The organism is Rhizobium sp. SG570 (genome assembly GCF_012275345.1).
Classification (GTDB): Bacteria; Pseudomonadota; Alphaproteobacteria; order Rhizobiales; family Rhizobiaceae; genus Rhizobium; species Rhizobium lusitanum.
The window spans coordinates 234622-261002 of the sequence record NZ_JAAZQI010000002.1 but is presented as its reverse complement, the minus strand read 5'-3'; the positions used below and the strand labels follow the sequence as shown (position 1 = coordinate 261002).

29 protein-coding genes and 1 tRNA gene are annotated in these 26381 nt (G+C 60.0%); 20 read left to right on the top strand and 10 right to left on the bottom strand.

Going from position 1 to position 26381, the window contains the following annotated elements:
* Positions 1 to 100 precede the first annotated feature (100 nt).
* From FHT28_RS05070 to FHT28_RS05060, 3 genes are all read right to left on the bottom strand, one after another.
* Entirely contained in the window at positions 101 to 445 is a 345-nt protein-coding gene (locus tag FHT28_RS05070; RefSeq protein ID WP_037194428.1) for a cupin domain-containing protein, read from the bottom strand.
* 145 nt (positions 446 to 590) lie between these two features.
* The gene (locus FHT28_RS05065) at positions 591 to 1874 is read right to left on the bottom strand and encodes an O-acetylhomoserine aminocarboxypropyltransferase (protein ID WP_037194176.1); all 1284 of its coding nucleotides are present in this window, start codon (positions 1872 to 1874) and stop codon (positions 591 to 593) included.
* A gap of 169 nt (positions 1875 to 2043) precedes the next feature.
* Positions 2044 to 2472, bottom strand: a complete 429-nt coding sequence (locus FHT28_RS05060) for a CoA-binding protein (RefSeq protein ID WP_037194426.1) — start codon at positions 2470 to 2472, stop codon at positions 2044 to 2046.
* A 112-nt stretch (positions 2473 to 2584) separates the two neighbouring features.
* Between FHT28_RS05060 and FHT28_RS05055 the strand changes: the two genes are divergently transcribed.
* The 9 genes from FHT28_RS05055 (at position 2585) to FHT28_RS05015 (ending at position 10437) form a co-directional block, all read left to right on the top strand.
* The gene (locus tag FHT28_RS05055) at positions 2585 to 2911 is read left to right on the top strand and encodes a hypothetical protein (protein WP_037194174.1); all 327 of its coding nucleotides are present in this window, start codon (positions 2585 to 2587) and stop codon (positions 2909 to 2911) included.
* An 855-nt stretch (positions 2912 to 3766) separates the two neighbouring features.
* A complete protein-coding gene (locus FHT28_RS05050) occupies positions 3767 to 4603 on the top strand; it encodes a DMT family transporter (protein ID WP_168595735.1) in 837 nt (278 codons plus the stop codon).
* Between the two features lie 236 nt (positions 4604 to 4839).
* On the top strand, positions 4840 to 5304 hold the full coding sequence (rplM, locus tag FHT28_RS05045; protein ID WP_034507580.1) for a 50S ribosomal protein L13: 465 nt from the start codon (positions 4840 to 4842) through the stop codon (positions 5302 to 5304).
* 2 nt (positions 5305 to 5306) lie between these two features.
* Positions 5307 to 5774, top strand: coding sequence for a 30S ribosomal protein S9 (rpsI, locus tag FHT28_RS05040; RefSeq protein WP_037194169.1), 468 nt, complete (start codon positions 5307 to 5309; stop codon positions 5772 to 5774).
* Between the two features lie 148 nt (positions 5775 to 5922).
* Complete coding sequence (locus tag FHT28_RS05035) at positions 5923 to 6186, top strand: hypothetical protein (RefSeq protein WP_168595610.1); 264 nt, start codon at positions 5923 to 5925, stop codon at positions 6184 to 6186.
* Between the two features lie 70 nt (positions 6187 to 6256).
* Positions 6257 to 6634, top strand: a complete 378-nt coding sequence (locus FHT28_RS05030) for an antibiotic biosynthesis monooxygenase (protein WP_168595734.1) — start codon at positions 6257 to 6259, stop codon at positions 6632 to 6634.
* Positions 6615 to 7568 carry an agmatinase gene (speB, locus tag FHT28_RS05025; RefSeq protein ID WP_168595733.1) on the top strand — a complete coding sequence of 318 codons (954 nt, stop codon included), beginning with the start codon at positions 6615 to 6617 and terminating at the stop codon, positions 7566 to 7568. Before FHT28_RS05030 ends, speB begins: the two co-directional genes overlap by 20 nt.
* A 137-nt stretch (positions 7569 to 7705) precedes the next feature.
* Positions 7706 to 8638, top strand: coding sequence for an N-acetyl-gamma-glutamyl-phosphate reductase (argC, locus tag FHT28_RS05020; RefSeq protein WP_168595732.1), 933 nt, complete (start codon positions 7706 to 7708; stop codon positions 8636 to 8638).
* Between the two features lie 443 nt (positions 8639 to 9081).
* Positions 9082 to 10437 carry a DUF2778 domain-containing protein gene (locus FHT28_RS05015; RefSeq protein ID WP_168595731.1) on the top strand — a complete coding sequence of 452 codons (1356 nt, stop codon included), beginning with the start codon at positions 9082 to 9084 and terminating at the stop codon, positions 10435 to 10437.
* 28 nt (positions 10438 to 10465) lie between these two features.
* Here the strand turns inward: FHT28_RS05015 and FHT28_RS05010 are convergent, their stop codons facing one another.
* Positions 10466 to 11569, bottom strand: coding sequence for a COX15/CtaA family protein (locus FHT28_RS05010; RefSeq protein ID WP_168595730.1), 1104 nt, complete (start codon positions 11567 to 11569; stop codon positions 10466 to 10468).
* Positions 11570 to 11682: 113 nt separating this feature from the next.
* Between FHT28_RS05010 and FHT28_RS05005 the strand changes: the two genes are divergently transcribed.
* Positions 11683 to 11892, top strand: a complete 210-nt coding sequence (locus tag FHT28_RS05005) for a DUF2842 domain-containing protein (RefSeq protein ID WP_037194153.1) — start codon at positions 11683 to 11685, stop codon at positions 11890 to 11892.
* A gap of 134 nt (positions 11893 to 12026) precedes the next feature.
* The gene (locus FHT28_RS05000) at positions 12027 to 13286 is read left to right on the top strand and encodes a GNAT family N-acetyltransferase (protein WP_168595729.1); all 1260 of its coding nucleotides are present in this window, start codon (positions 12027 to 12029) and stop codon (positions 13284 to 13286) included.
* Here FHT28_RS05000 and FHT28_RS04995 read toward each other — a convergent pair whose 3' ends face one another.
* A complete protein-coding gene (locus tag FHT28_RS04995; protein WP_168595728.1) occupies positions 13287 to 15491 on the bottom strand; it encodes an exopolysaccharide transport family protein in 2205 nt (734 codons plus the stop codon).
* A 193-nt stretch (positions 15492 to 15684) separates the two neighbouring features.
* Between FHT28_RS04995 and FHT28_RS04990 the strand changes: the two genes are divergently transcribed.
* The 6 genes from FHT28_RS04990 to FHT28_RS04965 all read left to right on the top strand — a co-directional run bounded on the left by FHT28_RS04990 (position 15685) and on the right by FHT28_RS04965 (position 21903).
* Positions 15685 to 16260 carry a polysaccharide biosynthesis/export family protein gene (locus tag FHT28_RS04990; RefSeq protein WP_037194147.1) on the top strand — a complete coding sequence of 192 codons (576 nt, stop codon included), beginning with the start codon at positions 15685 to 15687 and terminating at the stop codon, positions 16258 to 16260.
* 12 nt (positions 16261 to 16272) lie between these two features.
* Positions 16273 to 17418 (top strand): glycosyltransferase family 4 protein, encoded by a 1146-nt coding sequence (locus FHT28_RS04985; protein WP_168595727.1) that lies wholly within the window; start codon positions 16273 to 16275, stop codon positions 17416 to 17418.
* A gap of 76 nt (positions 17419 to 17494) precedes the next feature.
* Positions 17495 to 19057: an undecaprenyl-phosphate glucose phosphotransferase gene (locus FHT28_RS04980; protein ID WP_047552996.1), complete on the top strand. Its 1563-nt coding sequence runs from the start codon at positions 17495 to 17497 to the stop codon at positions 19055 to 19057.
* The gene (locus FHT28_RS04975; protein WP_047639204.1) at positions 19054 to 20316 is read left to right on the top strand and encodes an O-antigen ligase family protein; all 1263 of its coding nucleotides are present in this window, start codon (positions 19054 to 19056) and stop codon (positions 20314 to 20316) included. Before FHT28_RS04980 ends, FHT28_RS04975 begins: the two co-directional genes overlap by 4 nt.
* Complete coding sequence (locus tag FHT28_RS04970) at positions 20313 to 21548, top strand: glycosyltransferase family 4 protein (RefSeq protein ID WP_113108485.1); 1236 nt, start codon at positions 20313 to 20315, stop codon at positions 21546 to 21548. Before FHT28_RS04975 ends, FHT28_RS04970 begins: the two co-directional genes overlap by 4 nt.
* A 64-nt stretch (positions 21549 to 21612) precedes the next feature.
* A complete protein-coding gene (locus FHT28_RS04965) occupies positions 21613 to 21903 on the top strand; it encodes a helix-turn-helix domain-containing protein (RefSeq protein ID WP_037194136.1) in 291 nt (96 codons plus the stop codon).
* Positions 21904 to 21998: 95 nt separating this feature from the next.
* Here the strand turns inward: FHT28_RS04965 and FHT28_RS04960 are convergent, their stop codons facing one another.
* Together FHT28_RS04960 and FHT28_RS04955 are read right to left on the bottom strand one after the other, a co-directional pair.
* Positions 21999 to 23021 carry a PHB depolymerase family esterase gene (locus FHT28_RS04960; RefSeq protein WP_246704800.1) on the bottom strand — a complete coding sequence of 341 codons (1023 nt, stop codon included), beginning with the start codon at positions 23019 to 23021 and terminating at the stop codon, positions 21999 to 22001.
* Between the two features lie 224 nt (positions 23022 to 23245).
* Positions 23246 to 23458, bottom strand: coding sequence for a hypothetical protein (locus FHT28_RS04955; protein WP_034507606.1), 213 nt, complete (start codon positions 23456 to 23458; stop codon positions 23246 to 23248).
* Positions 23459 to 23705: 247 nt separating this feature from the next.
* On the opposite strand from FHT28_RS04955, the gene FHT28_RS04950 reads away from it, so the two are divergent.
* Complete coding sequence (locus FHT28_RS04950) at positions 23706 to 24098, top strand: hypothetical protein (RefSeq protein ID WP_168595726.1); 393 nt, start codon at positions 23706 to 23708, stop codon at positions 24096 to 24098.
* 91 nt (positions 24099 to 24189) lie between these two features.
* Positions 24190 to 24885, top strand: a complete 696-nt coding sequence (locus FHT28_RS04945) for a thermonuclease family protein (RefSeq protein ID WP_168595725.1) — start codon at positions 24190 to 24192, stop codon at positions 24883 to 24885.
* Between the two features lie 37 nt (positions 24886 to 24922).
* On the opposite strand, the gene FHT28_RS04940 is transcribed toward FHT28_RS04945, so the two are convergent.
* Positions 24923 to 24999 (bottom strand) — tRNA-Pro (locus FHT28_RS04940).
* Between the two features lie 86 nt (positions 25000 to 25085).
* A complete protein-coding gene (locus FHT28_RS04935; RefSeq protein ID WP_113118926.1) occupies positions 25086 to 25475 on the bottom strand; it encodes a BA14K family protein in 390 nt (129 codons plus the stop codon).
* A 177-nt stretch (positions 25476 to 25652) separates the two neighbouring features.
* Between FHT28_RS04935 and FHT28_RS04930 the strand changes: the two genes are divergently transcribed.
* Positions 25653 to 25910 (top strand): hypothetical protein, encoded by a 258-nt coding sequence (locus FHT28_RS04930; protein ID WP_037194127.1) that lies wholly within the window; start codon positions 25653 to 25655, stop codon positions 25908 to 25910.
* 88 nt (positions 25911 to 25998) lie between these two features.
* Here FHT28_RS04930 and FHT28_RS04925 read toward each other — a convergent pair whose 3' ends face one another.
* Positions 25999 to 26241 (bottom strand): hypothetical protein, encoded by a 243-nt coding sequence (locus FHT28_RS04925; protein WP_246704799.1) that lies wholly within the window; start codon positions 26239 to 26241, stop codon positions 25999 to 26001.
* Positions 26242 to 26381: the final 140 nt, after the last annotated feature.

Genomic DNA, 26381 nt, shown 5'->3' with positions numbered 1-26381 from the left:
ACACAACCTGCAGCAATGATAGTGGCTATCCCGAAAGCACATGGAAAAGCTTGCCGTTCGGCGGAAAACATCGGCCTCCTTGTTTTGATTCAGGGGGCTTTCAGAGACGGATCACATAGTCCTTGCGAGTCGTTTCAATGACTTCCCACGTCCCCTTGAAGCCGGGCCTCAAGATCATGCGGTCGCCGGCGCGCAAATGAAAAGCCTCGCCGTTCTCTGCAGTTACCACCGAATAGCCGGAGAGGATATGAAAGTACTCCCACTCGTCATAGACGATTTTCCATTTGCCCGGCGACGCCTCCCAGATACCCGCGTAAAGGCCGCCATCGGCCTCATCGAGGTTCCAGGTGCGAAAGCTCGGAGTTCCCGAGACGAGCCGATCTGCGGCGGGCGCGCCGGTCTCCGGCTCGACGCCATCGATATTCAATCGCAGATATGCCGTCACAAATGCCTCCTGTCGATGCGCTTCGGCGGCAAAGCCGCAGCAGTCCACTGTCGCTGCCTTGCGATCGCGGGACCGAGACAAGCACGAAACGACGACCCATCAAAGATAGCCGGCAGGCTTTTTCAGCCCTTTATAGACGCGGCCCTCAGACTTTCGCCAGTGCCTGCTCTAGGTCGGCGATGATGTCCTTGACGTCTTCGATGCCCACCGACAGACGCACCACATCGGGGCCGGCGCCGGCGGCGACCTTCTGTTCGTCGGTCAACTGCTTGTGCGTCGTCGAGGCGGGATGGATAACCAGAGAGCGCGTGTCGCCGATGTTGGCGAGATGCGAGAAGAGTTCCAGTCCCTCCACCAGTCCCTTGCCCGCTTCATAGCCGCCTTTCAGTCCGAAGGTGAAGACCGATCCCGCCCCCTTCGGCGAGTAGCGCTGCTGCAGAGCATGGTTCGGATCATCCTCGAGCCCGGCATAGTTCACCCAGGCCACCTTCTCCTGCTCCTTCAGCCACCGCGCGACGGCAAGCGCATTGTCGGAATGGCGCTGCATGCGCAGCGGCAGCGTCTCGATGCCAGTCAGAATGAGGAAGGCGTTGAACGGCGAGATTGCCGGGCCGAGATCGCGCAGACCGAGGACGCGGCACGCAATGGCGAAGGCAAAATTGCCGAACGTCGCGTGCAGCACGACACCATTATATTCCGGCCTCGGCGCCGACAGCATCGGATAGTTGCCGGAAGCCGACCAATCGAAGGTGCCGCCATCGATGATGACACCACCCATGGAATTGCCGTGTCCGCCGAGGAATTTCGTCAGCGAGTGCACGACGATGTCGGCGCCATGTTCCAATGGCCGGATGAGATAGGGACTTGCCATGGTGTTGTCGACGATCAGCGGCAGACCATGCCTGTGGGCAACGGCGGCGATCGCGTCGATATCGACGAAGGTGCCGCCGGGATTGGCGAGGCTCTCGATGAAGATGGCGCGCGTGTGGTCATCGATCTGGGCTTCGAAGGTGGAGGGATCGGCTGAATCGGCCCAACGCACCCGCCAATCGAAATTCTTGAAGGAATTGCCGAACTGATTGATGGAGCCGCCGTAAAGCCTCTTGGCGGCGACGAAATTGTCGCCCGGCCGCATGATGGTGTGGAAGACGAGCATCTGGGCGGCATGACCCGAAGCGACCGCAAGTCCCGCCGTTCCGCCTTCCAGAGCGGCCACCCGCTCCTCGAGCACGGCCTGTGTCGGGTTCATGATGCGCGTATAGATATTGCCGAACTGCTGCAGCCCGAAGAGTGCCGCAGCATGATCGGCATCCTGGAAGACGAAAGATGTCGTCTGATAGATCGGCGTGGCGCGAGCGCCCGTCGTCGGATCCGGCTGCGCGCCTGCGTGGACGGCCAGCGTGTCGAAACCCGGATTGTTCGTCGGCATGATTTTTCCTCCCGCCAGTTTTATCTGTGACGGGGAAATCATAGCGCCTGGCGTATGAAAGTTAACCGCGAACTTTGCTGCACTTTCCGGCCCGCGGGAAAAACGTGCCCGCTTTCAGCCGGATCGCGCGATAAACGGCCACATGCCCGCAACTGCGCTTCCCGTCCGGTCAGGCAACCAGACGCGGATATTCGATGGCCGGGCAGCGGTCCATGACGACCCTGACGCCCGCGGCCTCGGCTCTAGCCGCCGCCGCGTCATCGCGCACGCCGAGCTGGCCCCAGATGACAGGCGGCCTTGGCTCAATCATGATGGTCTCCTCGACCACCGCGCGCAGATATTCGGGCGCCCGGAAAACATCGACCATGTCCACCGGCTCGGGAATATCGGACAGATGCGCATAGACCCACTGCCCGAGGATTTCCTTGCCGGCTTGCCCGGGGTTGACCGGAATGACACGATAACCCCTGTTCAGCAGATAGGCCATGACGCCATTGCTCGGCCGCGCCGGATTGGGCGAAGCGCCGACGAGCGCGATGGTCCTTACGGATAGAAGGATGTCAGCAATATAGGAATCATCATAATTATTATGGTTCATCACCAAGCCTCCCAACTCGATCACACTTGCGTTTTCGCCACAGATATAGAAACCGCGGCGGCAGTTTCCACGTATATATTACATTATAACAACTTCAGGGAGGATTAACCCGATGAAAAAGATCGTACTCCTGGGCCTGCTGATCACATCGGCAGCCTCGCCGGCGATGGCGATTTCGCGATATAACTCCATGTCCATGACCTGCGCCGAAGCCAGGGCGACCATCAGTCGCGAGCGCGCGGTGATCATGCGCTATCCGGCCAAAAGAACACCCAACATGACGCTTTACGATCGCTACGTCGTCAACAGCGATGCGTGCGACCTCGGCTACTATGCCTATCAGGATTATCTGCCGACGAAGGATCGCGCCTCCTGCCCTGTCTATACGTGTCGGCCGACCACTGATCTCGATGACGATGAATTGATTTTCCGGCGCTGATCATCATCAGCCAGGGCTGGTGATTGAATACAACCGTTTTCGATCACACAGACGGGCACGACCCTTGATTGCCTTAAGTATAGCGCGCTGCCGCCATGGCAGTCTGCGATAGCGCATTGATGCGCCTCAATTGGGAGTGTGTTCCAAAGCGCTTTCACCCGCTTTACCCCGGTCAACTCCAGCACGTTCTCATGAAATACAACTTCTGTTCACTATTCATTCATATTCAATTAGTAAAGTCTTATAAAAGAAGACCGAAAATGAGAACCGATTGCGAACACGCAATATATGCAAATTCATTAATTTTCCACAGAATATTTTTTGGTTCTTCGCCGACCTATACCGCAGGAAACATTGCATCAGGAGTTTTATACCTGAAACCATAACCCGCTTTTTCAAAGATTTATACCGTTGCCAACGCCAATCTCTGTAATATTCTTCGATATCTGCAATTTTATCCACAATATTTTGCGTTGCAGCAGGATCGGTCAGCGTTAACGGCCGCTCCATCGGGTCATGGCTGCACTAACAGATTGTGTAGTCATTTTTTTCAACGATGCAATGTGATGTCTCTTCGAGTAAGGCTGGCCTAATTCTACCCTTGCGTTCATATGGCATGTGATACTTGTTCGCGCCTCACACTCCAATAAATTGGTAATATCTAATTTTATAGGCATGCGTCGGAACATACGGCGAACCCATTTACTGACCTCGACAACCCGCCATCTGAACGTGCGGCGGCATGTTTGCGACTAGAACATCCCGTTGCTTTTTGTCGTATTACGGGTCAAATGGCAGTCACCTTCCCACAAAACATCAAGCTTTTGTCGGCCAGCGTTCATTTCAGAGGTTCCTGTGTCTTTCGACGTCATCGCTCTTGTCCTATTCGGTGCCTTACTGCACGCGACATGGAATGCGATTATCAAGGCGGGAACCGATAAGTCGCTGGATGCCGCACTGGTTTCGGCTGGTGGCGCGGTTGCGGCCCTGCCCTTGCTGCCGTTCCTGCCGCTACCGGCCTCCGCGGCCTGGCCGTTCATCGGCGCTTCGGCGATCCTCCAGTTCGCTTATTTCCAGCTTGTTGCGGCGGCCTACCGCGCCGGCGACATCGGCCTCGTCTATCCGCTGATGCGGGGTGTCGCCCCGTTGATCATCGTTTCCACAAGCAGCTTCATTCTCAAGGAGACGCTTTCGGGTGGCGCCCTGATCGGCACGATGACCATCTGCGCCGGGATATTGACGCTTGCCTTCGAGGCACGAAAAGGCAGCAGCCGCGCGATCGTGCTGGCGCTTGCCAACGCCGCTGTCATCGCGACCTATACCTATGTCGACGGCATCGGCGCGCGGATATCCGGCAATTCCATATCCTATACGCTGTGGATGTCGCTCCTGCCGCCGGTCCTTCTGTTTGCATGGGCAATCTCGCAGCGCGGCGTCAATGCCGTCGCCGCCCACATCCGCTACAATTGGTGGCGCGGGCTTATCGGCGGCGGCGGTTCGATCATCTCGTACGGGCTTGCCTTATGGGCGATGACCAAGGCTCCGGTCGCCATGGTTGCCGCCCTGCGCGAGACGTCGATCCTCTTCGCGCTGGTCATCTCAGTCGTCGTTTTGAAGGAGCGCTCGAGCATCTGGCGTTACGTCGCTGGCGCGATTATCGCCGCCGGCGTCCTGGTTTTGCGGCTGGGCTGACGCTCTCTGTATGAGGTATAATTATACCGCATATGTAACTAGTTGATTTCACTTATTTATTTTTGCAGCCGCCAAATTTCGATATGTTGACGTTGGCATCAGTTCGCTTTATAAGCCGCCACAGATCGCAGCCTTTCCGGGCTGCTTTCTTTTTGGCGTGCGTTTACACGCCAAATCAAGCAACAAGAAACGCCCTGACGCCTTCGGGTCCGGGGTCCTAAAAGAGAGTATTCGACATGGCAACCTTCTCCCAGAAGCCTGCAGAGGTGGAGAAGAAGTGGATTCTCATCGACGCCGAAGGGCTCGTCGTTGGTCGTCTCGCTTCTATCATCGCAATGCGTCTGCGTGGCAAGCATAAGGCTACCTTCACGCCGCACGTCGACGACGGCGACAACGTCATCGTCATCAATGCCGACAAGATCGTTTTCACCGGCAAGAAGTACGAAGACAAGGTTTACTACTGGCACACCGGTTATGCCGGCGGCATCAAGGAGCGTACGGCTCGTCAGATCATCGAAGGCCGCTTCCCGGAGCGCGTCGTCGAAAAGGCTGTCGAGCGCATGGTTCCCCGCGGCCCGCTCGGCCGTCGCCAGATGAAGAACCTGCGCGTCTACGCCGGCTCGAACCATCCCCATGAAGCCCAGCAGCCAGTCGTTCTCGACGTGGCCAAGCTCAACAAGAAGAACGTAAGGAGCGCCTGATAATGGCTGATCTCTCTTCCCTGAAGGATCTCGGCACGGTATCGGAAGCAGCTGCTCCCGTTCACGTCCGCAAGGTTGACTCGCTCGGTCGCTCCTACGCGACCGGCAAGCGCAAGGACGCTGTCGCTCGTGTATGGCTCAAGGCCGGCTCGGGCAAGATCATCGTCAACGGCAAGGACTACACGGCCTATTTCGCCCGTCCGGTTCTGCAGATGATCCTGCGCCAGCCGATCTTCGCCGCTGCTCGTGACGGCCAGTTCGACATCATCGCAACCGTTGCCGGCGGTGGTCTCTCCGGCCAGGCCGGCGCCGTTCGTCACGGCCTGTCCAAGGCGCTCACCTACTTCGAACCCGGCCTGCGCCCGGTCCTGAAGAAGGGCGGCTTCCTGACCCGCGACAGCCGCGTCGTCGAACGCAAGAAGTACGGCCGTGCGAAGGCACGTCGTTCGTTCCAGTTCTCCAAGCGTTAATCGCTTACCTGAGATCGGAATTTGGAAAGGCTGGGTGCGAACCCGGCCTTTTTTTTGTTTTTACACGTGCACGGCAAAAGTGCATATCTGTCGAGGCAAGTCATGCCTCCGATGGCATACTCGGGCCTTCTTCATGAGGAGTGCACACATGCTCAGATTCGCTTTGCCCATCTTGTTCGTGTTTGCCGGCATATCGCCAGCCCTTTGCGACGATGCCGGACAGGCATCGCCGCCAGACAAAGCGGCGGAAATGCAGAGCATGAAGGACTTTCTTCAGGCAAACTCCGATTGCCGCGAGTTCACCGATAGCTGTTCCTACTGCGTTGTGACCGATGGTCGCGCCGATTGCTCCACGCCGCAAATCGCCTGCGTGAAAAAGGAATATCAATGCACGGCCAGATCGGGCAAATAGGCGTTCGAGGCCCGCTCCCTCGCGATTCACACCGAAGCTCGCGAATCCCGTTCGCCCCAAGAGGCACGCCATGAGCATAGACAGACCATCGCATTTCGCGGATACGCCGCAGCCGCCCTATTACATCGTTTCCTTTTCCTCCATCCGCACGCCGGGAGACAACGGCTATGGAGCCATGGGCGAACGCATGGAGACGCTCGCACTGGCGCAGGACGGCTGTCTCGGGCTCGAGAGCGCGCGGGGCGCCGACGGCTTCGGCATCACCATCTCCTTCTGGCGGGACGAGGAAAGCATTCTTGCCTGGAAGAATGCCGTGTCGCATCTGGCAGCGCAGAAGCTCGGGCGCGAGCGTTGGTACGAGCAATATAAGGTTCGCATAGCGCGGGTAGAACGGGCCTATGATTTCCATGCGAGCAAAGGAGACGCCCTTGCCGAGCACGTCGATTGACCATGCCTTTACCGCGACAAACCTGACCTCGGCCGCCAGCGACCCGACCTTTGCCGGCGCGCTATCCTTCATGCGCCGCCGCTTTACAAAATCGCTCGAAGAGGTCGATGCCGTGGTCTGGGGCATACCCTTCGATGCCGCGACCTCCAACCGGCCGGGAACGCGCTTCGGGCCGCAGGCGATCCGCCGCGCCTCGGCCATCTTCGACAATGACCCGCAATATCCCTTCAATCGCGATCTCTTTGCCGAGATGTCCGTCATCGACTACGGCGACTGCCTGCTCGATTACGGCAATCATCAGGAAACGCCCGCCGCAATCGAGCGGCAGGCCGCGGCGATCCTCGACAGCGGCGCTTTCATGCTGACGCTGGGCGGCGACCATTTCATCACGTGGCCACTGCTGAAAGCGCATGCGGCCAAGCATGGTCCCCTGGCCCTTGTGCAGTTCGATGCGCATCAGGACACATGGTTTGATGACGGCCGACGGCTCGACCATGGTTCCTTCGTCGCCCGCGCTGTCCGCGATGGCCTCATCGATCCTGATCGCTCCATCCAGATCGGCATACGCACGCATGCGCCTGATGATTTCGGCATCCAGATTCTCTACGGCCATCAGGTGGAAGACATGAACGCCGCCGATATCGCCTCGACGATCATCTCCCACACCATGGGCGCACCCGCCTATCTGACCTTCGATATCGATTGCCTCGACCCCGCCTATGCGCCGGGTACGGGAACGCCGGTAGCCGGTGGCCCCTCCAGCGCGAAGATCCTCTCGACGCTTCAACGCCTGGATCAGCTCGACATCAGAGGCGCGGATGTCGTCGAGGTGTCGCCTGCCTACGACCATGCCGATATCACCGCCATTGCAGGGGCAACAGTAGCGATGTATATGCTCGGTCTCCACGCTGAAAGGCGTGCGGCTGGACGTTAGGGCATGATCCCGAAAAGTGTGAAACGGTTTTCGGATAAGATCATGACCAGACAATTGCAGCCGTTATCATTTTGAATCAACTCCATGGCAAACTGAGTCCGGAAATACTCTGAACCTATTGAAAGAGCAGGAATAAGATGGCACCGAAGATCTTCATCGATGGCGAACACGGAACCACGGGCTTGCAGATCCGCACGCGCATGGCCGACCGCCGTGATGTCGAACTCCTGTCCATTCCTGAAGCCGAACGGCGCAATCCCGCCATGCGCGAGGACATGCTGAACAGCGCCGATATCGCCATTCTCTGCCTGCCCGACGATGCGTCGAAGGAAGCGGTGAAAATGGTCGCGGCCAACAACAATGTCCGCGTCATCGACACGTCCACCGCCTTCCGTATCCATCCGGATTGGGCCTATGGCTTTGCCGAGATGGACAGCAATCAGGGCAACAAGATCAGGGCTGCGCGTTTCGTCGCCAATCCGGGCTGCTATCCCACAGGCGCGATCGGTCTCATCCGGCCGCTGCGCGCCGCCGGCATCATTCCGGCGGGCTATCCTGTGACGGTCAATGCCGTTTCAGGCTATACCGGTGGCGGCAAGCAGATGATCGCCCAGATGGAAAACCCCGATCATCCGGATGCGATCAACGCTCCGCACTTCCTTTACGGCCTGTCGCTGACCCACAAGCACGTGCCTGAGATGACGACCCATGGCCTGCTCGACCGTGCACCGATCTTCTCGCCATCCGTCGGCCGCTTCCCGCAGGGCATGATCGTGCAGGTGCCGCTGTATCTCGGCGATCTGGCTGAGGGTGCTACACTGGAAAGCATTCACGCCGCACTCTCAGCCCATTATGCCGGCCAGGACATCGTTCAGGTCGTCCCGCTCGACGAGAGCCGTGCCCTGCCGCGCGTCAACGCTGTCGAACTGGCGGGCAAGGACACAATGAAGCTCTTCGTGTTCGGTACGCCGGGCGCCGGCCAGGTCAATCTGGTGGCGCTGCTCGACAATCTCGGCAAGGGTGCGTCGGGTGCTGCGGTACAGAATATGGATCTGATGCTGAGCGCCTGAGGCGCCGAACGCCGGCCTACAAGCGGACACTCCAATGCACCCGGCCCGATCATCCCGTCGAGGATAGATCAGGCCGGGCTCCTTCGTGTCATGCAGAGATCCCCGTCAATTCGACAGTCTCCAAGCGCCTGCGGCCACAATTCCGCCTTGTCGCTAAATTAGCAGCCTCTACACAAAAAAGTGATCGGCTGTGATGCGGCGCGACCAATTGTCGGCCGGATTCATTCCTTAACCGCTTCGCTGGCCCGGATGATTGGGCCATCGAAGACACCGCTATTTTCAATCAATATTCAAGAATGAACCAGCGTAAAGGAATTGGTTACCATAATTCGGCATGCTTCCAGACAGTCGGCAGTGTGGTGGTCGTGATGCGGGTTCCGCGTCGAGACGCGTGTGCATCTGTGAGCCGGCATGGTGTCTGTGTAGTTTGGATAACGAGTATCATGGCGTTTGTGACCGATGGCTTCGGTAGCTTCAATTCGCGTTTCGGCTACGCCTCGCGACGGAAAAAATCCTTCAGCATCCGTCCCGGCACATTGGCCACCGGCGTCGCCGTGGTGGCCTTCGCCTGGGTCGCCGCCACGCTGATCACCACGCAATCGATGGTGCTGTCCCTCCCCGGCGCGACCAGCACAGCCAATGATTTTCTGACGCCGCGGGCATCCGCCTTCATCGTGCCGCAAGGCCACATGGCGCACCCTGCCCGCCTCTCCAGCCAGGTCGCATCGCTGAACGAGCGGAGCCGCTTCGGCAGCGCGCCGGCGAACGCACCGGTGGGCGGGGCAACCCATGCGCTGACGAAGGATGACGCAGTTCAGGCGAAGACCGCCAATCGGGACGCCGTGCGCTTGCAGCTGGCGAACGCTCTGGCGCAACAGACATCCGAGATCAAGCTGGCTCAAAGCGAGGCAGCGAGCATCAAGAGCGGCCGTGTCGAAGTGGCAGCCTCGCCGGAGGCAATCGACCATCTGCGCAAGGTGATCGCGGTCAACTTTGCCGCCGCGGTCCAATCACTGGCCCAAGTAAAATACGCCGCCGCCTCCATACCGGCGGTGGGTCCGGCAAACTCCGTTCCGGAGCCGGTCGCCGTTGCGTCGGCAGCCCCCGTTGCAAACCTGCCTGCAATTGCCGAAGCGACACCGCTGCCGGCCAAGGACGCCGATATCGCAATGGCGGAAGCTGTGCTGAGCGTGGTGCCGATGGCCCGTCCCGACCGCGAGCCGGAGGTACAGCGCACCAATATCCCAGCGTCAGCCGCCATCGCCAGGGCAACCATCAAGGATACCCCCGCGCAGCCACCGGCGCGTCTCATGGCCTATGCGAATCCGGACGACAGCTCCGTGCGCAAGACGAAGCCATTCCTCAATCCCTTTGCCGCCATCAGCCCGGGCGAAGGTACGGCCATCTACGACATCGAGGCGAAGACCGTCTATCTGCCGAGCGGCGAGCGTCTGGAAGCTCATTCCGGCCTCGGCTACATGCGTGACAATCCGCGTTATGTCGACCGCAAAAATACCGGCCCGACGCCGCCTGAGACTTATAAGCTGACGTACAGGGAAAGCCCGTTCCATGGCGTACAGGCGCTGCGCCTAACACCCACAGGCGGCTCCCGCGTCTATGGCCGCGACGGCTTGCTGGCTCATACGTACATGCTCAGAGGAGGCCGAGCAGAATCGAATGGCTGCGTGGTCTTTAAGGATTACAATCGCTTCCTCGCCGCCTTCAAGCGCGGTGAAATCAAGCACTTGAAAGTCGTGTCGCGGATGTCGTCGGCGGCAAGTGTCGCCTCAGCACGCTAAGAAGGATTGAATTGAGGCGCGAGGCGCCTCAATCTCCCACGACGATCGACGTCTGGCGCGGCAATTCGCCATAAAAGCCCCGCCAATTGGCGATCGCGAAACCAAAGACGATCAAAGCACCCGCCTGATGCGCCAATGCCAGGTGTAGGGGCACCTGCAGCAGCAGCGTGGTGATGCCGAGTATCGCCTGAATCAGCACAAGCAGGAACAGGACGACCGAGCGGCGTGCATGTGTCGTCTGCGGCGCTGCGCCCAGCGAAATGATCATGTTGATGGCGACGATGATGAACAGCGCATAGGCGCCGAGGCGATGGACGAACTGCACCGTCTTCGGATTTTCGAAGAAATTGATCCAGCCCGGCGACTGTACGAGCAATCCATCCGGGATTATAGCGCCATCCATGAGCGGCCAGGTGTTGTAACTCAGGCCGGCATCCAACCCGGCGACGAGAGCGCCGAGATAGATCTGAAATAGCGCCATAATGGCAATGAGGCCCGCCAGCTTCGCCGAATAGCGGGTCGGCGCCGGTTCGTTCGAATGCGGCGACAGCGCGCGCATGAACCACATGCAGGCGGCAAAGATCAGACAGGCGGTGACGAGATGGATGGCGAGGCGATACTGGCTGACGTCCGTGCGCGCCTCCAGGCCCGATGACACCATCCACCAGCCGATCGCGCCCTGCAGGCCTCCGAGCAGAAAGATACCGGCAAGCGGCAGCCAAAGCTTGCGTTCGACACGGCCGGTCAGGACGAAGAACAGCAGGGGTAGGCCGAAGATGATGCCGATGGCGCGCGCGAGCAGGCGGTGTGCCCATTCCCACCAGAAAATACCCTTGAACTCGCCGACTGTCATGTCCTTGTTCAGGAGCTGGAATTGCGGAATGCGCTTGTAGAGGTCGAATTCCTCCTGCCATTCCTGGGCATTGAGAGGCGGGATGACGCCGTGGATCGGCTGCCACTGGGTGATCGACAGGCCGGAATTGGTCAGGCGCGTCGCACCGCCCACCAGCACCAGGCCGAAGAGAACCAGCAGCACACAGGCAAGCCAGAGGCGGATGGCGCGGCGATTGCGGTCCTGGCGGACCACTTCCTTCAGTATAGCCTGTTCCGACGTGAAATTAGTGGCAGCCATGACGTCTCCCTTCGATCAGGCTGTTGATTTGCCCGATAGGGGCGTGCAAAACAAGTCCCGGGAGTTTGCGGCATGCCGTCGCGGCATGTCGTCGTAAGAGGAGAGACCACCCCGTGCCCCTTCGCCTGCGCAAATTCATAGGCATGATCCTGCTTGTGCTGTTGGTTGCAATCTATGCGATCGTTGCCATGATCGTTGCAGTGCGCACGCTCGGAGATCAACCCGGCTGGGTCCATTTCCTCTACTTCCTGTTCAGCGGCATCATCTGGGTGCTGCCGGCCATGGGGATCATCAAATGGATGGCCGGGCCGCGTCCGCAATAGCCGCTGCATTGGGCAATTTACGCAAGGCTAACCCTGATCCACGGGATATGCGCGCGGATCGTCCCATCTTAAGCCAAAAATAAGCCGCGACCCGCAAGACTGAGTTCGAACGCCGCCAGAGCGGAGAGGATCGGATGCAGACGCAAGAACGGGATATCGCCGTCACGGCCGTTGCCTTGGCAACGGGCGAGCGGAGCATGCCCGTTACAGCGCAGCCGGCTATGGGCGGCGGCTTCCGCATCGACGTCTTCGAAAGCATGGCCGCGCTCGAGGCCGAATGGCGCGCGCTGGAACGAGACGACCTGGCTTCGCTGCACCAGAGCTATGATTGGTGCTCGGCCTGGGTGGAGACCTTTCGGCATCCGCTGGCTATCGTTCGCGGCTCGCTTGGAGATCATACCGCCTTCATCCTGCCGCTGGAGATCATCCACGAACGCGGCGTGCGCCGCGCCGAATTCATCGGCACGCGCCATAGCAACATCAACACCGGCCTGTTCTCCGCCGAATTTCTGCAGGGCGCCGCCGAGGGCCTGACGTCCGCGCAGACGACGGCAGTCGCAGAAGCCCTGCGCGGCAAGGCGGATATCGTCATCCTGCGCAACGTGCCGCTCGACTGGCGCGGCCGCAGAAGCCCGCTTGCCTCGCTACCCGCCGTGGAAAACCAGAACCACGCCTTCCAACTGCCTTTCCTCGGCAGTTTCGAGGCGAGCCTGAAACAGGTGAACGCCAAGCGCCGCCGCAAGAAGTTCAAGCACCAGAGCCGTCTCCTCGATGCCAAGGGCGGCTATGACTATGTGAACGCCGCGCCCGATCAGCAGGATGCGCTGCTCGACCTGTTCTTCGAGCAGAAGGCGACCCGCTTCCGGGAAGCCGGCTTGCCCGACGTCTTTGCCCATGCGCCGACGCAAGCCGCTTTGCGCCGGCTGCTGCGTCATGGGAATGATGGCGTCGATGCCACGCTGCAGATGCATGCCCTCCGGCTCAAGGGCGAACATGAGGGGCACATTGCGGCGGTCGCGGCCCTGTCTCGCAAGGGCGATCACGTCATCTGCCAGTTTGCCTCGATCGACGAGGCGCTGGTTGCCGAGGCGAGCCCCGGCGAGTTGCTGTTCTGGTTGATGATCGAGCGTCTGCATCGCGAGGGCGTCGCCCTCTTCGATTTCGGCATCGGCGACCAGAACTACAAGCGCTCCTGGTGTCCGATGGAGACCACGCAGCATGATCTGTTCCTGCCGATATCCGGCATCGGCCATGTAGCGGCTCTGGCAGAACGAAGCATCACGCGCGCCAAGGCCGCCATCAAGTCCAACCGGCAGCTCTATGGCTTCATCCAGCGGCTGCGGGCCCGGCGGGGCGCGGGTCCGGCTGTGGCCGACGAGAACGACAGGGATTGATCACGCCGCGTCGCGCCGCGTATCCGGATCGAGCTCCTCGCGCCATCCGGACATCAGGATGATGTGCTCATAGCCAGCCTTCTGGAATTCCGCCATCGCTGCAATGAATTGGCCTTCGTCGGGCACCGGCATGGAGAGAATGATCTCCGTATCCTTGCTGCGCGTCAGTCGCGCGACGCCGGAAACATCGGCTGCGCCGCATTCGACAAGAACGATGTCGTAGGCGGACCCCAGCGCATCAAGGATCAGCGACAGCCGGTCGGCGCCGCGCATCGCACGACCAAGGTCGCTCATGCCCTGCGGCACGAGATGGGCGTCGGAGAGCCGATCGGGGTGGATCGTATCCGCAAAGGCGGCCTCGCCGCACAGCAGGTCGGTCACGCCTGAAAGTTCGTCGTGCTCGGCCATGAGCCGGGACGGGCAACCCGTTCCTGTCATGTCGACCAGCACGATACGGCTTCCGGCATCCGCAATCGTCCGTGCCAGCATCACCGTCGCTGTGGATCCGCTGTCACCGTTCGGGGATATGGCAATCGCCAGCCTGGAGCCGTTGGCGATCAGATAGTCGGCGACGGACTGGATGGAGAAATCCTCCTCGTCTTCCACTTCCTGAACCGCCGGCTTCGGCTTGAGCTCCGGATCGACTGACGCCGCCATCTCCTGCGCCAGGGTTTCGTCTGCCGGGACCGAAAGCATGCTTGCCGGCACATCGGCGCGCTTCACCATGGCCAGCGCCGGCGCCGTCTGGATATCAGGCTGAGGACGAGCGGGCATTTCCGGCGAAGCCTTCTCGTCGCGACCGACGGGCCGCAATGCGCGACCGCTGAACAGTTCCGCCAGCATGATGACGATGGCGGTCAGGATGAAGGTCGCCAATGCTGATACCACGACGATCGGGCCGACCTTCGGGAAATATGGATCGACCGGCTCGACCGCCTTCGAAACCACGCGGGCATCGGCCGGGCTCGAATTCTTGTCCACGCGGGAAGCAGCCTCGCGATAGCGGGCGAGATAGGTTTCCAGCAATTGCCGCTCCGCCGCGGCCTCGCGCTCCAGTGCATTGAGGCCGACCTCGTCTTCCCCTGCCCTGGCGCTATCGGCCTTCAGCGTGTTCGATTGCGCCAGCAGTTGCTGCTCGCGCAGCTGCGCCACCTTGGCTTCGTTTTCGATGCTGGCCAGAATCCTCTGGGTCTCGCGATTGATCTGCTGGCGGATGTCGACGAGCTGCGCCCGCAGGCTCCTCAGCCTGGGATGGCCATCCATCAGCGTCGTGGACAGATCCGAGATCTGCGATTCCAGGTTGGACTCCGTCGCTTTCAGCCGCTGGATTGCCTGCGAACCGGCGACATCGGCAAGCGTGTCGGTGGAGCGGCCGCTGGCGAGCGCGTTGCGCACCGCCTGGGCCCGCGCTTCGGCATTGGCCTTATCGCCGCGCACCTGCGCCAGCTGGCCTGAGATATCGCCAAGCTGCTGCGTTGCGAAATTGCCGTTCTGGCTCGTTTGAAGAAGCCCGTTGGCCGAGCGGTAGTCGGCGACCTTCTTTTCGGCCTCGCTGACCTTCTCGCGCAGACTGTTGATCTCCGGTTCCAGCCAGCGCGTCGCCTCGCTATTGGAATCGAGCTTGGCGCCGCTCTGCATCGAGAGATAGACCTGCGCCATCGCGTTCGGCACGCTGGCAGCAAGATCCGGATCGCGGGAGGTGAAGCTTATGCCGATCACGCGCGAACTGTTGATCTGGTAGACCTGCAGCCGGCTGGTGAAGGCATCCAGCATCCGCTCTTCCGGCGCCTTGTCGAGAGCACCGCGCTTCAGATGCAGCATGACGAAAATATCGGAAAGTGCGGAGCTCTTGTTGGCTGCGGCGAATTCCGGGTGCTCGGGGAGCTTGAGATTGGTAATGACCTGCTTGATCAGATCCGCCGACTGCAGGATCTGGACCTGGCTGGCGATGTTAAGCTCGTCGAGCAGAGGTGCCGATCCAGCGTCGTTGCCGGTCGTCGTCGTTGCAAAGGCCGGTGCACGCTGCTCGATCAGAATACGGGTCTCGCTGCGATACTCCGGCGAAACCACCTTGGCGAGGACAAATGCCAGACAGGCGCCTGCCAGCGTAATGACAATGACCCGCAATCGCCGCCGCCATACGGCGCGAAAGAGCTGCGCGAGATCGATGTCCACATCCTGCTGGGTGTTGTTGACACCGGACATATACAAGAACTCCATAATATAAAGCCGAAATTAATCGTAAACGACTATGGTAACCCAAGCGTTAATAGTATTTCGCATGCATCGCTTTCGATATGCCTAATATTTGCGAGAGAATTTTCTTGGCTATTTACCGACCGTTAACCCTAACGGATCGATAACGGCGACAGTGATTTTCCTCTCCTGTGAGCGCGAAATGCCCTTCGCAAAGCCAAAGATTGTTCTGGCACTCGGCATGGCTGCCGTGAGCGCCGCGCTCACCGGCTGCAACACCTATCAGCCTGCGCCGAAGGCCTTCAGCGAAGCCACGATTCAGCCATATACGCTGGATAGCGGCGACCGCCTGCGTGTGACCGTCTTCGATCAGCCAGGCCTGACGAACACCTTTACGGTCGACCAGGCCGGCTATATTGCCTTCCCGCTCATCGGCCAGGTCCCTGCCCGCGGCCGGACGTTGCAGCAGCTCTCCGGCCAGATCGCGCAGAAGCTTCGCCAGGGATATATCCGCGATCCCGACGTGACAATCGATGTCGATCGCTACCGCTCTGTCTATATCATGGGCGAGGTCGGCCAGCCGGGCCAATATTCCTATGTGCCTGGTATGACCGTGCAGAACGCCATAGCGGTCGCCGGCGGCTTCTCCAGCCGCGCCAACCAGGCCAATGCAGACGTCACGCGCAAGATCAACGGCCACGTGATGACCGGGCGCGTCGGCATCTCCGATCCGGTGCTGGCGGGCGATACGATCTATGTCAGAGAACGATTGTTCTGACAGCGCCCGATCATGGCAAAACCGCTCCGTATCCTCCATTGCTTCAGGTCTCCAGTCGGCGGGATCTTCCGCCACGTCCGCGATCTGGCGGAGGAACAGAGCAAAGCGGGACATGAAGTCGGCATCCTTTGCGACAGCCTCACCGGCGGGGAGCATGAGGACCGGCTGTTCGACGACATCGCCCCCTTTCTGGCACTCGGCGTGACCCGTCTGCCGATCCGACGTCAAATCAGCCTCTCCGACGCGACGACGCTTTGGCGCGGTTACAAGAAAATCAAGAGTTTGCGGCCGGATGTGCTGCACGGGCATGGCGCCAAGGGCGGCCTGCTTGCGCGCGTTCTCGGCTCGATCCTGCGGGTGAACAGGTATCGCGTAGCCCGCCTTTATACTGCGCATGGCGGCAGCCTGCATTTCTCGCGCAGCTCGCCACAGGGAATGCTGGTGCACAGCCTGGAGCGGATACTGGAATTTCTGACCGACGGTCTGATCTTCATCTGCGATTTCGAGCGCCGCACCTACGAAAGGAAAGTCGGCAAGCCGCGCACGCGCTCGGTCATGATCTACAACGGCATCAGCGAGAGGGATTTTCGCAATATACCCACACGATCGGACTCCGTGCATTTCGTCTATATCGGCATGATGCGGGACCTGAAGGGTCCCGATCTGTTTATGGACGCTTTCGCAAAGACAGAGCGGCGGATCGGCCGGCCACTATCCGCGCTGATGATCGGCGATGGTCCGGACAGGGACAGATACCGCGCCATGATGATCGAGCAGGGTCTCGGTCACCGTATCGGCATGCTGCCGGCCATGCGTGTACACGAAGCCTTTTCGATGTCTCAAAACGTCGTCGTTCCCTCGCGCGCCGAGGCCATGCCCTACATCGTTCTGGAAGCGCTTGCGGCAGGAAAGACGGTGATCGCTTCGCGCGTCGGCGGCATTCCCGAGGCGCTCGGAGAAAATAGTGCGGCGCTCGCCGAACCCGACGACGCCGACGATCTGGCGCGCGTCATGGCCGAAGCGATCACGGAACCGGGCTGGGGCAGCCGCAACATGCCGAATATCCCGGCGATCCGCTCGGCCTTTTCAGCCTCCGTCATGGCAAGAGATACTTTGCACCTGTATCATAATATACTTGGATTAGACGGAGAACATTAGAATACAAGCAAGTGGTGTAAGCGTTTTTTAGCTGATATCTGCTAGGCCAATTCCGGTAACGACCGGATGAATTGCCATGAACAACATCGACAAGTCCGAGCAGTTTAACTTGGACAATATTCGCAAGCAGGTTTCCGAAATCCGCACACGTGGCGCCGAAGAAGCCCGCAGCGAGCGTCCGGCCGGCGAAATCAATGCCTATGCGCTGCAGATCGCCGAACAATTTCGCGAAGGCAATCAGACGCCGGCCATCATCATAGGGCAATATCGGCTCTTCGAATTCCTGTCGCTGCTTGCCGTCGGCCTGGCGATCCTCTTCTTTGGAATGACGACGGATGGTCATCCCTTCCTCTCGAAAGCCGTGGTGACCGTCGCGCTCAGTGGCCTCGCGATCGTCTTTCTGCAGGTCGCCGACGCATACCAGATCCCGATTTTGCGTGCGCCGCAGCGTTTCCTGCAACGAATTCTCGGGCCATGGGCAGCGGCCTTCATCGTCATGACCCTTGCCCTCCTCCCGTTCGACGTCAACAATATCTATTCGTTCCGCCTTCTCGGCATCTGGTTCGCGACAGGCGCGGTGTTTCTTTTGGTTGCTCGCCTGGTCTTCGCATACGGCATCCGTCATTGGGCCCGCAACGGCGTCATGGAAAGACGCGCCGTCATCGTCGGCGGCGGCGAGCCGGCCAAGGAGCTGATCCGCGCGCTCGAGCATCAGATTGACAATGATATACGCATCTGCGGCATCTTCGATGATCGCGGCGAAAAGCGCTCGCCCGTCATGGTCGCCGGTTATCCGAAGCTGGGCACGGTTTCCGAGTTGGTCGAGTTCGCTCGGCTCACGCGCATAGACATGCTGATCATCGCGCTGCCGATCAGCGCCGAAGAACGCATTCTGCAATTGCTCAAGATGCTCTGGGTGCTGCCCGTCGACATTCGGCTTGCTGCGCATGCCAACAAGCTGCGCTTCCGCCCGCGCGCTTATTCGCATGTGGGCGCCGTGCCGATGCTCGATATCTTCAACAAGCCGATCCGCGATTGGGATGGCGTCGCCAAGCGCATCTTCGATGTCCTCTTCAGCGTGCTGGCGCTTACGCTTCTTTGGCCGATCATGCTCGGCGCGGCGATTGCCGTGAAGACGACGTCGAAAGGGCCCGTATTCTTCATGCAGAAGCGCCACGGCTTCAACAACGAGATCATCAAGGTCTTGAAGTTCCGCTCCATGTATACGCACATGAGCGACCCGACCGCCCGCAACGCCGTCACCAAGAACGATCCTCGCGTCACGCCTGTCGGACGCTTCATCCGCAAGACCTCGATCGATGAGCTGCCGCAGCTCTTCAACGTGTTGCTTGGCAATCTCTCGCTCGTCGGCCCGCGACCGCATGCCGTGCTCGCCGCCAGCCACAATCGCACCTATTCCGATGTCGTCGAAGGTTATTTCGCTCGCCATCGCGTCAAGCCCGGCGTGACCGGCTGGGCACAGATCAACGGTTGGCGGGGCGAAATCGACAGCGACGACAAGATCAAGTTCCGTACCGCATACGACCTCTATTACATCGAGAACTGGTCGCTGGCGTTCGATCTGAAGATCCTCTTCCTGACACCGTTCCGTCTGCTCAATACGGAAAACGCCTATTGACCGCGATCGACCTCCCATCGTCTCGCGTCGCGCAGCCGCAGCTCGCCACAATACGGCTGATCGGAACGGCTGGCGTCGCCTTCGGAGTGTTCCTGTCGGGCTTCGTGATCGCGGAACCCGCCCCCTATGAGCTGTGGCTCGCCTTTCTCATCGGCACCTGGTTCATTCTCGGGCTGAAGATATCCCGCAGCGTCGCGCCGCTTCTGGCCCTGTTTCTGGCCTTCAATGTCGGCGGCATGCTGTCGATCACGCAGATGCGCAATCTCGACGCCAGCGACCATCTCGACGGTCCTGTCTATATCGCCGTCTCCACCTTCCTGGCACTCAGCTCCGTCTTCTATGCTGCCATCATCGAGGACGGTGAAAAGCGGCTGAAGCTGATCTTCAATACCTGGGTCGTGGCAGCGCTGATCACGGCGAGCCTCGGTATTCTCGGCTATTTCCACGCCGTTCCCGGCTTCGATATCTTCACCCGCTACGACCGCGCGATGGGTGCGTTCCAGGATCCGAACGTCTTCGGTCCCTATCTGGTGACACCGAGCATATACCTCATGCACGGTATCTTGATCGGCGATCTGAAGAAGGCGCCGATCAAGGGCATCTGCCTGTTCATTCTGGCCTTCGGCATCTTCCTCTCCTTCTCCCGCGCCGCCTGGGCCCTGTTTGCCTTCGCCTCGGCGATGCTGATCTTCTGTATGCTGCTGAAGCACCGCAGCAACGCATTCCGGCTGCGCATCCTTGTCATGTCGCTGACCGCGATCATTCTCATGGTCGTCCTGCTCGTCGTCGCGCTGCAATTCCATCAGGTCAGCGACCTGTTCTCCACGCGTACCCAACTCGTGCAGGACTATGACGGCGGCCACCTCGGCCGTTTCGAACGTCATCGCATCGGCTTCATGATGTCCATGGAGCGGCCGCTCGGCATAGGGCCACTGGTCTTCGGCAAACTCTTTCGCGAGGACGAGCACAATACCTGGCTGAAGACGCTGACCACCTACGGCTGGCTCGGCTTCTTCTGCTGGGTCAGCATGATCTGCTGGACCATCTATATCGGCTTTCGCAATCTCCTGAAGGAACGGCCCTGGCAGCCCTACGTGATGATCGCCTGGATCGTCATTCTCGGCCATGTCGGCATCGGCAATGTCATCGATACCGACCACTGGCGCCATCTCTACATGTTGATCGGCATCGTCTGGGGCTGCGGCGCCCTCGAGCGGAAGTATCAGCGTAGCTCGAGCCGAAGGGAAGCAGCACCGTGAACATTCATAGTGGCACCAAGCGTCTGTCGCTGCTGCAGGTTCTCGAGCCGAGCGGCGGCGGCTCCGGACGGCATTTCCTCGATCTGTGCCGGGCGATGCAGCGGCGCGGTCATTCGGTGACCGCCGTCTATTCGCCGCTGCGCGCCGAGGCCGCCTTCGTCGCAGAGCTCGAAGGCATGGGCCTCGACAACGTCATTCCGCTTGCCATGCGGCGCGCTCCGGGTCCCTGGGATGTCACCGCATGGTGGCATCTGCGCAAGATCGCAGCCCTTAATGGACCGTTCGATCTGATCCACGGCCATAGCTCGAAGGCCGGGGCATTGACACGATTGCGGCTGCCGGGACGACATGTGCCGGTCCTTTACACGCCGCACGCGTTTCGCACCATGGACCCGACGCTCGGCTCGAGGGGCCGATTGATCTATGGCGGCATCGAGCGCTTTCTCGGCAGCCGGCTGACCGACCGCCTGATCTGCGTCTCCCGCGACGAATATAACCATGCGCTGTCGTTGGGCATTCCCGAAGCGCGTCTGCGCATCGTCGTCAATGGCGTCAGTGCACCGCCAACCAGCCAACGCGCTGCCATCCGCACCCGCTACGGTATCCCTCAGGACGCCCTCCTCTTCGGTTTCGTCGGCCGATTGACCCCGCAGAAAGCGCCGGAGCGGCTTGTCAAAGCTTTTTCCCGCATCGCCCATGGCTTGCCGCAGGCGCATTTGTTGATGATCGGGATCGGGGAACTTGCGGAAGCCGTCAACGACATGATCAGGGCCGCCGGGCTGGCGCACCGCGCCCGCCTTGACGGCAGCATACCGGGCGTTACCGCCATCGATGCGTTCGATGTCGTTGTTATGCCGAGCCGATATGAAGCAATGTCCTATGTAATGCTGGAAGCGGCGTCGGCAGGAAAGCCGCTGGTACTGGCCGATGTCGGCGGCGCGCGCACGGTGCTGGAGCCCGATAGGAACGGTTACATCGTACCGAACAGCGACGATCCCGCGGAACTTGCCGCCGCGATGTCGCACTTTGCCGACCCCAATCTGCTGGCACGCATTGCCGCCGAAGCACGCCGCCGCAAGGACGGCTATACGCTCGACGGTATGGCCGATGCGACCGAGGAGATCTATTGCGACCTGCTCGGCTATCCCGCCCCCGTTCGCCTGGAACGGCAGGAAAAAGTCCCGTTGCCTGAGATCGCCAAAGAGCGGACGAAGAGCGCTGCCGCATTCTAAACTCGAACGCGGTTTCCATCCGAAATGAGTTCCGATTTTCCGGCTTATGCGATACAGTTAAACCATGATTACATCAGCACAATTACGCGGCGCGCGCGCCATGCTCGGACTGACGGCGGAGACGCTCGCCAGCGAGAGCAAGCTTCCGGTGTCGACGATCGAAGCCCTGGAAACGGATGCCAATTCCGCAGATGCCAAGGCGCTTGCCACGGTTCGCTCCGTCCTTGAAACCCGGGGCGTGCTATTCCTTGCCAGCGGCGGCGATGACGCCGGCGGCGCCGGCGTCCGCTTCAAGCATTGGGCCGAGGATGGCAGCATCCGGCCGGAAAACCTGAACGCCACCAATGATGATTGACGGCCGGAGCGGTTATGCGTTTCGCCGAACCGCTCTACGGCATTGTTTTTCAGCAATTCCAGACGGCAAACCGCCGCAATTTTCTTACGGTGGCTCTAGGCCGCTAGCCCCCAGCTCTTGACCAGTTGCTCCGGCGCGGAAACGGCCGCGGCCAGGATGAAGCGCTCGGTATCGTTTGCCGGTTCCCGGCCCTCGATGACCGAACCGACCGGCAAGCCATGGCCGAAATCGTTCAGCGTGACGAGTTCCAGGATCATGTTGCCATAATCGTCGCGCCATTCGCGCCGCTCGCCGCCTTCGAAAAGGCGCAGGCGGCCCTTGGTCTGCGGACGATCGCGCACGGCAAGCCACTGAGCGACCGACGCTTCCGCGTTGGCAAAGGACACGACATCGTCGGCATCGCCATGCCAGATGGAAACAACGGGATAGCTGCGGGCATTCGGAGAGACCTCGCGAACGAGATCGGCCCATTTTTCGGCCGTACGCGTGGAGCCGCGATGCATGACATCCATAGCCGACATGGCATCGCGGGCGGCTCCAAAAGGCAAGCCGCCGATGACGGCACCCGCGGCAAACAGCTCCGGATAGGTCACAAGCAGCGCCGCGGCCATGGCGCCACCGGCAGACAGACCCATGACGAAAATCCTGTTATCGTCGATCTCGTGCAGCCGTCGGCTGGAATCGATCATCTCGCGGATGGAACCGAGCTCGCCACGGTCGCGCGTCACCATGCTCGGGCGAAACCAGTTGAAACACAGATTGGGATTGTTCGACGTCTTCTGCTCGGCGTAAAGCACGGCAAACCCGTGCTGACGAGCTAGAGCCGACCAGCCGCTGGCGCGATCGAAATCCTCGGCATTCTGATGACACCCGTGCAGGACGACGACGAGCGGCATCGGCCCTTTGATGCCCGGCGGCACATATTCGAGCATGCGAAGATCGCCTGGATTGCGACCGAACCACAAGACTTCCGTCAGTTGCTGCGGCACCGGGCGCGTGGAGACGCGACGACGCGGTGGCGGAGATTGCGGCCGTGTCGCCGGAAACATGAGCTGCGGCAGCTCGACGGAATCGACAAGCAGGCGGCGAAGCCGGCTCGGAACTTTGAAATTCATCATGGACCTTTCAGATTCTCCGCGCCCGCCGCTAGTGGTTTTCCTCCGTCGCGGCAGCCGCGCACTGTCCCCAGGGGGCTCAGTGACATCGAGAGACAGACTCTCTTTGTGCAATGCAGCAAATATAGGATGGCGGTGCAGCTTCGAACAGGCACAAAGCATCATTGCTGCTATGTGAAATCAGCTTAAATCGATTAGATTCAGGGCCATAAAAAAACGCGGTTGTGTCAGAAATAAGCCCTTGCAAGCGCAAGAAGCTTGGCGTCGTCCTTCACGCCCTGACGGTAAAGCTGGATGATCAATGCACCCAGACGCTCGGCTTCCGGACTGCGCGGGTTCATGCCACGATCCTGACAGACAGCGTCAAGCACCTTCTCCAGACGGTCGAGATCGTCCGAAAACAAAGGTAAATCCCGTGGATGTATGGGGGTTTCCAACATTTGCGCTGCCTCGTCCTTCGGGCAGAAGCACGCAACAACTTCGCCGGTGCCCGCTAATACCCGACGATACCACTAGACTATGCTCCTTGGCCGCGGGCTTGGCAAGAAAGCTTTTGCGCGATCGCCGCCACTAATGCATTTCTGATTCGCAAACCGGGCGGCAATCCCGCCAACGCTACAATTTTAAGTTACGCCATCACCAAGCCTTCATCCGCATTTGCGACAACGGCGCAAACGGAGAGATGATATGACCAGATTTTTTATCCCGGCCATTGTCGGCCTGTTACTCGCCAGCACGGCCCTGCCGGCCCTTGCACAGAACTTTCAGAACCTTCCCTTGCGCAATCCTCGTCAGCCGCCGGAAGGATATATTTCCGTGCAGTCGGGAATATCGCTTTCCTATTCGGTACCGGACGGCGACAACGAGGAGCAGCAGGAGAAGGCTTTGAAATTCTTCTACAAGATCGCCGCGAGCAGCTGCGCGACCTTGCTCGATACCATTGCCGATGCCTGCGAGATCAGCACGATGTCGAGCAATACCTCGGTCAACAGTCTCGACGGCCGCGGGCCGAGGCTCTCGGTAAACGGACAGGTGACGATGTCGGTCAAACTGAAGCCAGCCACCGCACCAGCGAAATAGGAATCCCTGCTCCCGATAGTCAATGATGCGAAAGCCAACGGATCGGTAAGAAATCGCGGCGATAATCCCCTCGCAATTGAGGGATGGTACCATGGCGAAAGCGAAACGACGCGCTCGGCGCAAGCCGCAATCCAGGGCGGGCAATTCGATGTGGCTGTGGGGTGTCGTCGGCCTGGCGGCCGTGGCCGGCATCTACGCCTATCAGCATCGCAAGGAGATGCCGTCGATGCTCGCCCATGCAGGCGCGGTCGCTGCCATGCCGCATGTGGCACAGGAAGCGCCGGTGCCGGCAACCAGGCCGAAGGTAAAGACCGTCGCGGTCGCTCCGGAACCGCGTGCGACATCCGCCCTGCCCGTGCCGCCAGCCGCCATTCCCGTCGCGATGCCGATCAGCAGGATGTCGATCGAACGGCCAGTGCCCGGCTTACGGGCCCAGACCGGCGGCCGGTTTGTGCTTTGTGGCGCCGGCTCGGGCACGAACTGCGTGGTTGATGGCAACACGTTCTGGCAGGATGGCGTCAGGATCCAGCTGGCCGACATTGACGTGCCATACACCGATGCCGCGCGCTGCCCAAGCGAGAGGCAGAAGGCCGCGGCCGCGAAACTGCGGCTGCAGACCCTCCTCAATGACGGAACCTTCGTACTTTCCGGCAGCAATCGCAGCGATGACCAGAATGGCGGCAAACTGCGCATCGCCATGCGCGCGGGCCGCTCGATCGGCGATCAACTCGTCTCAGAAGGACTCGCGCGGCGCTGGACGGGCCAGCCATCCTCGTGGTGCAGCTAAATCACTGGAAATTCGATTGGGAGCTCAAGGAGATAAATGGTCGGGGCGACAGGATTTGAACCTGCGACCCCTTGACCCCCAGTCAAGTGCGCTACCGGGCTGCGCTACGCCCCGACCTGCCGAAACGGCTTGTTTCGTTTAGAGTTTAGAGTTTCGCGACGCAAGCGAAAAGTGGCGGGCCGCTCAGAAAAAGTTCCGGCTCAACGGCACTCGCGTCTCGGCCCCCGGCTCGGTTGATAGCTATTGTCCGAGGCGCGGTAGGAGCTGTAGCGGCTTGCGCAGGCGCGGGCATGGCCGTCGTAATAGCCTCGGGCGCGTTGCCCGCTGAACAGCGTGCCTGTCACGAAGGATTTGAAGAGCACGCCGCTGTCCGAATTGTCATCATAATAGCTATCGGAACCATGACGCCGATGGCCACCGCTCCAGTGATTATGATTGTGCCAATGGCCATGGCCGTGAACCTGAATGACGTCGGACTTTTCAGGCACCGACAGTGCCGGCATGGTGATGGCACCGGCCGGCATGGCGGCACCAGCCGCCAGCAGCAAACCAAAGCCCATGGCAGTCATCGACCTGGCAATCGTAAACATATGCGCCTCCTTCGAAATCCGGCAGCGGCGCCAAGCACATATGCGTGAGACAGCCTTGTCGCCGAACGCTTCAATATTACCTCTATATAGTGATTTGGACCCAAGCTCACAGATGCCCTTTCGTCTTTATTGCGAGACGGAATTAAGAGAATAAGAAGCGATCGGAAAGTTGAGGCAATGAAACCCCTGATAGCCCTGATGCTATGCGCACCGCTGCTTGCCGCATGCACCACAGCCCAGCCATTGGAGCCGATTCCCGGCAGTATTACCTATCACGGCCAGCCGCACATGAAGCTGACGCAATCGCCGCCCGGCACGCGGCTGCAGCATCACTTCACCAATCAATGGGGTCAGGATGTCTTTGAAACCTACATCATCCAGCCTGACCGCAGCCTGAAGCTGGTCAGCCGGGAGGAGATGACTCAGCCGTTCTAAGAGCGACCGGAAACATGAAAACTCCACCAGCGGGAGAAGCCGGCGGAGTTTTTGTTTCGACATGTGAGCGATCGGGCTATCGCGATGCCTACCAGCAGCGATAGCAGCGACGGTAATACGGGCGGTCATAATAGCCGCGGTGATGGTGATCACTGGCTGCGGCGCCGACAAGAACACCACCGATGATACCGGCGGCGGCAAGAGCGGCTGCCTGATTTTCAGCTTGCTGCGCCTGGACGCGATTTGCCTGGTAAGTGGCGCCGACGCAGCGATTGTAGCGCTGCGAACCGGGGCGGAAACCCTGTGACTGGCACGTCATTTCAGCATTCATCGCAGATTCCTGCGGTGTCTGACAACTCGATAGAATAGTGGTTACGGCGACGAGGCTCGCCGCTACGGTGGCACGTATACGCATATTCCCTCCGACAATTTATAGTACAACCCGGGACAGGGAAATACAGCCAACGGTAA

Bases quoted from the DNA above. Each gene is read 5' to 3' on its own strand.
- FHT28_RS04950 (WP_168595726.1), top strand. From the start codon at position 23,706: ATGACCAGATTTTTTATCCCGGCCATTGTCGGCCTGTTACTCGCCAGC.
- FHT28_RS04955 (WP_034507606.1), bottom strand. From the start codon at position 23,458: ATGTTGGAAACCCCCATACATCCACGGGATTTACCTTTGTTTTCGGAC.
- FHT28_RS04980 (WP_047552996.1), top strand. From the start codon at position 17,495: ATGAACAACATCGACAAGTCCGAGCAGTTTAACTTGGACAATATTCGC.
- FHT28_RS04990 (WP_037194147.1), top strand. From the start codon at position 15,685: ATGCCCTTCGCAAAGCCAAAGATTGTTCTGGCACTCGGCATGGCTGCC.
- FHT28_RS05010 (WP_168595730.1), bottom strand. From the start codon at position 11,569: ATGGCTGCCACTAATTTCACGTCGGAACAGGCTATACTGAAGGAAGTG.
- FHT28_RS04965 (WP_037194136.1), top strand. From the start codon at position 21,613: ATGATTACATCAGCACAATTACGCGGCGCGCGCGCCATGCTCGGACTG.
- FHT28_RS05000 (WP_168595729.1), top strand. From the start codon at position 12,027: ATGCAGACGCAAGAACGGGATATCGCCGTCACGGCCGTTGCCTTGGCA.
- FHT28_RS05060 (WP_037194426.1), bottom strand. From the start codon at position 2,472: ATGAACCATAATAATTATGATGATTCCTATATTGCTGACATCCTTCTA.
- FHT28_RS04945 (WP_168595725.1), top strand. From the start codon at position 24,190: ATGGCGAAAGCGAAACGACGCGCTCGGCGCAAGCCGCAATCCAGGGCG.
- argC (WP_168595732.1), top strand. From the start codon at position 7,706: ATGGCACCGAAGATCTTCATCGATGGCGAACACGGAACCACGGGCTTG.
- FHT28_RS04995 (WP_168595728.1), bottom strand. From the start codon at position 15,491: ATGTCCGGTGTCAACAACACCCAGCAGGATGTGGACATCGATCTCGCG.
- rpsI (WP_037194169.1), top strand. From the start codon at position 5,307: ATGGCTGATCTCTCTTCCCTGAAGGATCTCGGCACGGTATCGGAAGCA.
- FHT28_RS05065 (WP_037194176.1), bottom strand. From the start codon at position 1,874: ATGCCGACGAACAATCCGGGTTTCGACACGCTGGCCGTCCACGCAGGC.
- FHT28_RS05030 (WP_168595734.1), top strand. From the start codon at position 6,257: ATGAGCATAGACAGACCATCGCATTTCGCGGATACGCCGCAGCCGCCC.
- FHT28_RS04930 (WP_037194127.1), top strand. From the start codon at position 25,653: ATGAAACCCCTGATAGCCCTGATGCTATGCGCACCGCTGCTTGCCGCA.
- FHT28_RS05035 (WP_168595610.1), top strand. From the start codon at position 5,923: ATGCTCAGATTCGCTTTGCCCATCTTGTTCGTGTTTGCCGGCATATCG.
- FHT28_RS05055 (WP_037194174.1), top strand. From the start codon at position 2,585: ATGAAAAAGATCGTACTCCTGGGCCTGCTGATCACATCGGCAGCCTCG.
- rplM (WP_034507580.1), top strand. From the start codon at position 4,840: ATGGCAACCTTCTCCCAGAAGCCTGCAGAGGTGGAGAAGAAGTGGATT.
- FHT28_RS04935 (WP_113118926.1), bottom strand. From the start codon at position 25,475: ATGTTTACGATTGCCAGGTCGATGACTGCCATGGGCTTTGGTTTGCTG.
- FHT28_RS05015 (WP_168595731.1), top strand. From the start codon at position 9,082: ATGGCGTTTGTGACCGATGGCTTCGGTAGCTTCAATTCGCGTTTCGGC.
- FHT28_RS04925 (WP_246704799.1), bottom strand. From the start codon at position 26,241: ATGAATGCTGAAATGACGTGCCAGTCACAGGGTTTCCGCCCCGGTTCG.
- FHT28_RS04985 (WP_168595727.1), top strand. From the start codon at position 16,273: ATGGCAAAACCGCTCCGTATCCTCCATTGCTTCAGGTCTCCAGTCGGC.
- FHT28_RS04960 (WP_246704800.1), bottom strand. From the start codon at position 23,021: ATGATGAATTTCAAAGTTCCGAGCCGGCTTCGCCGCCTGCTTGTCGAT.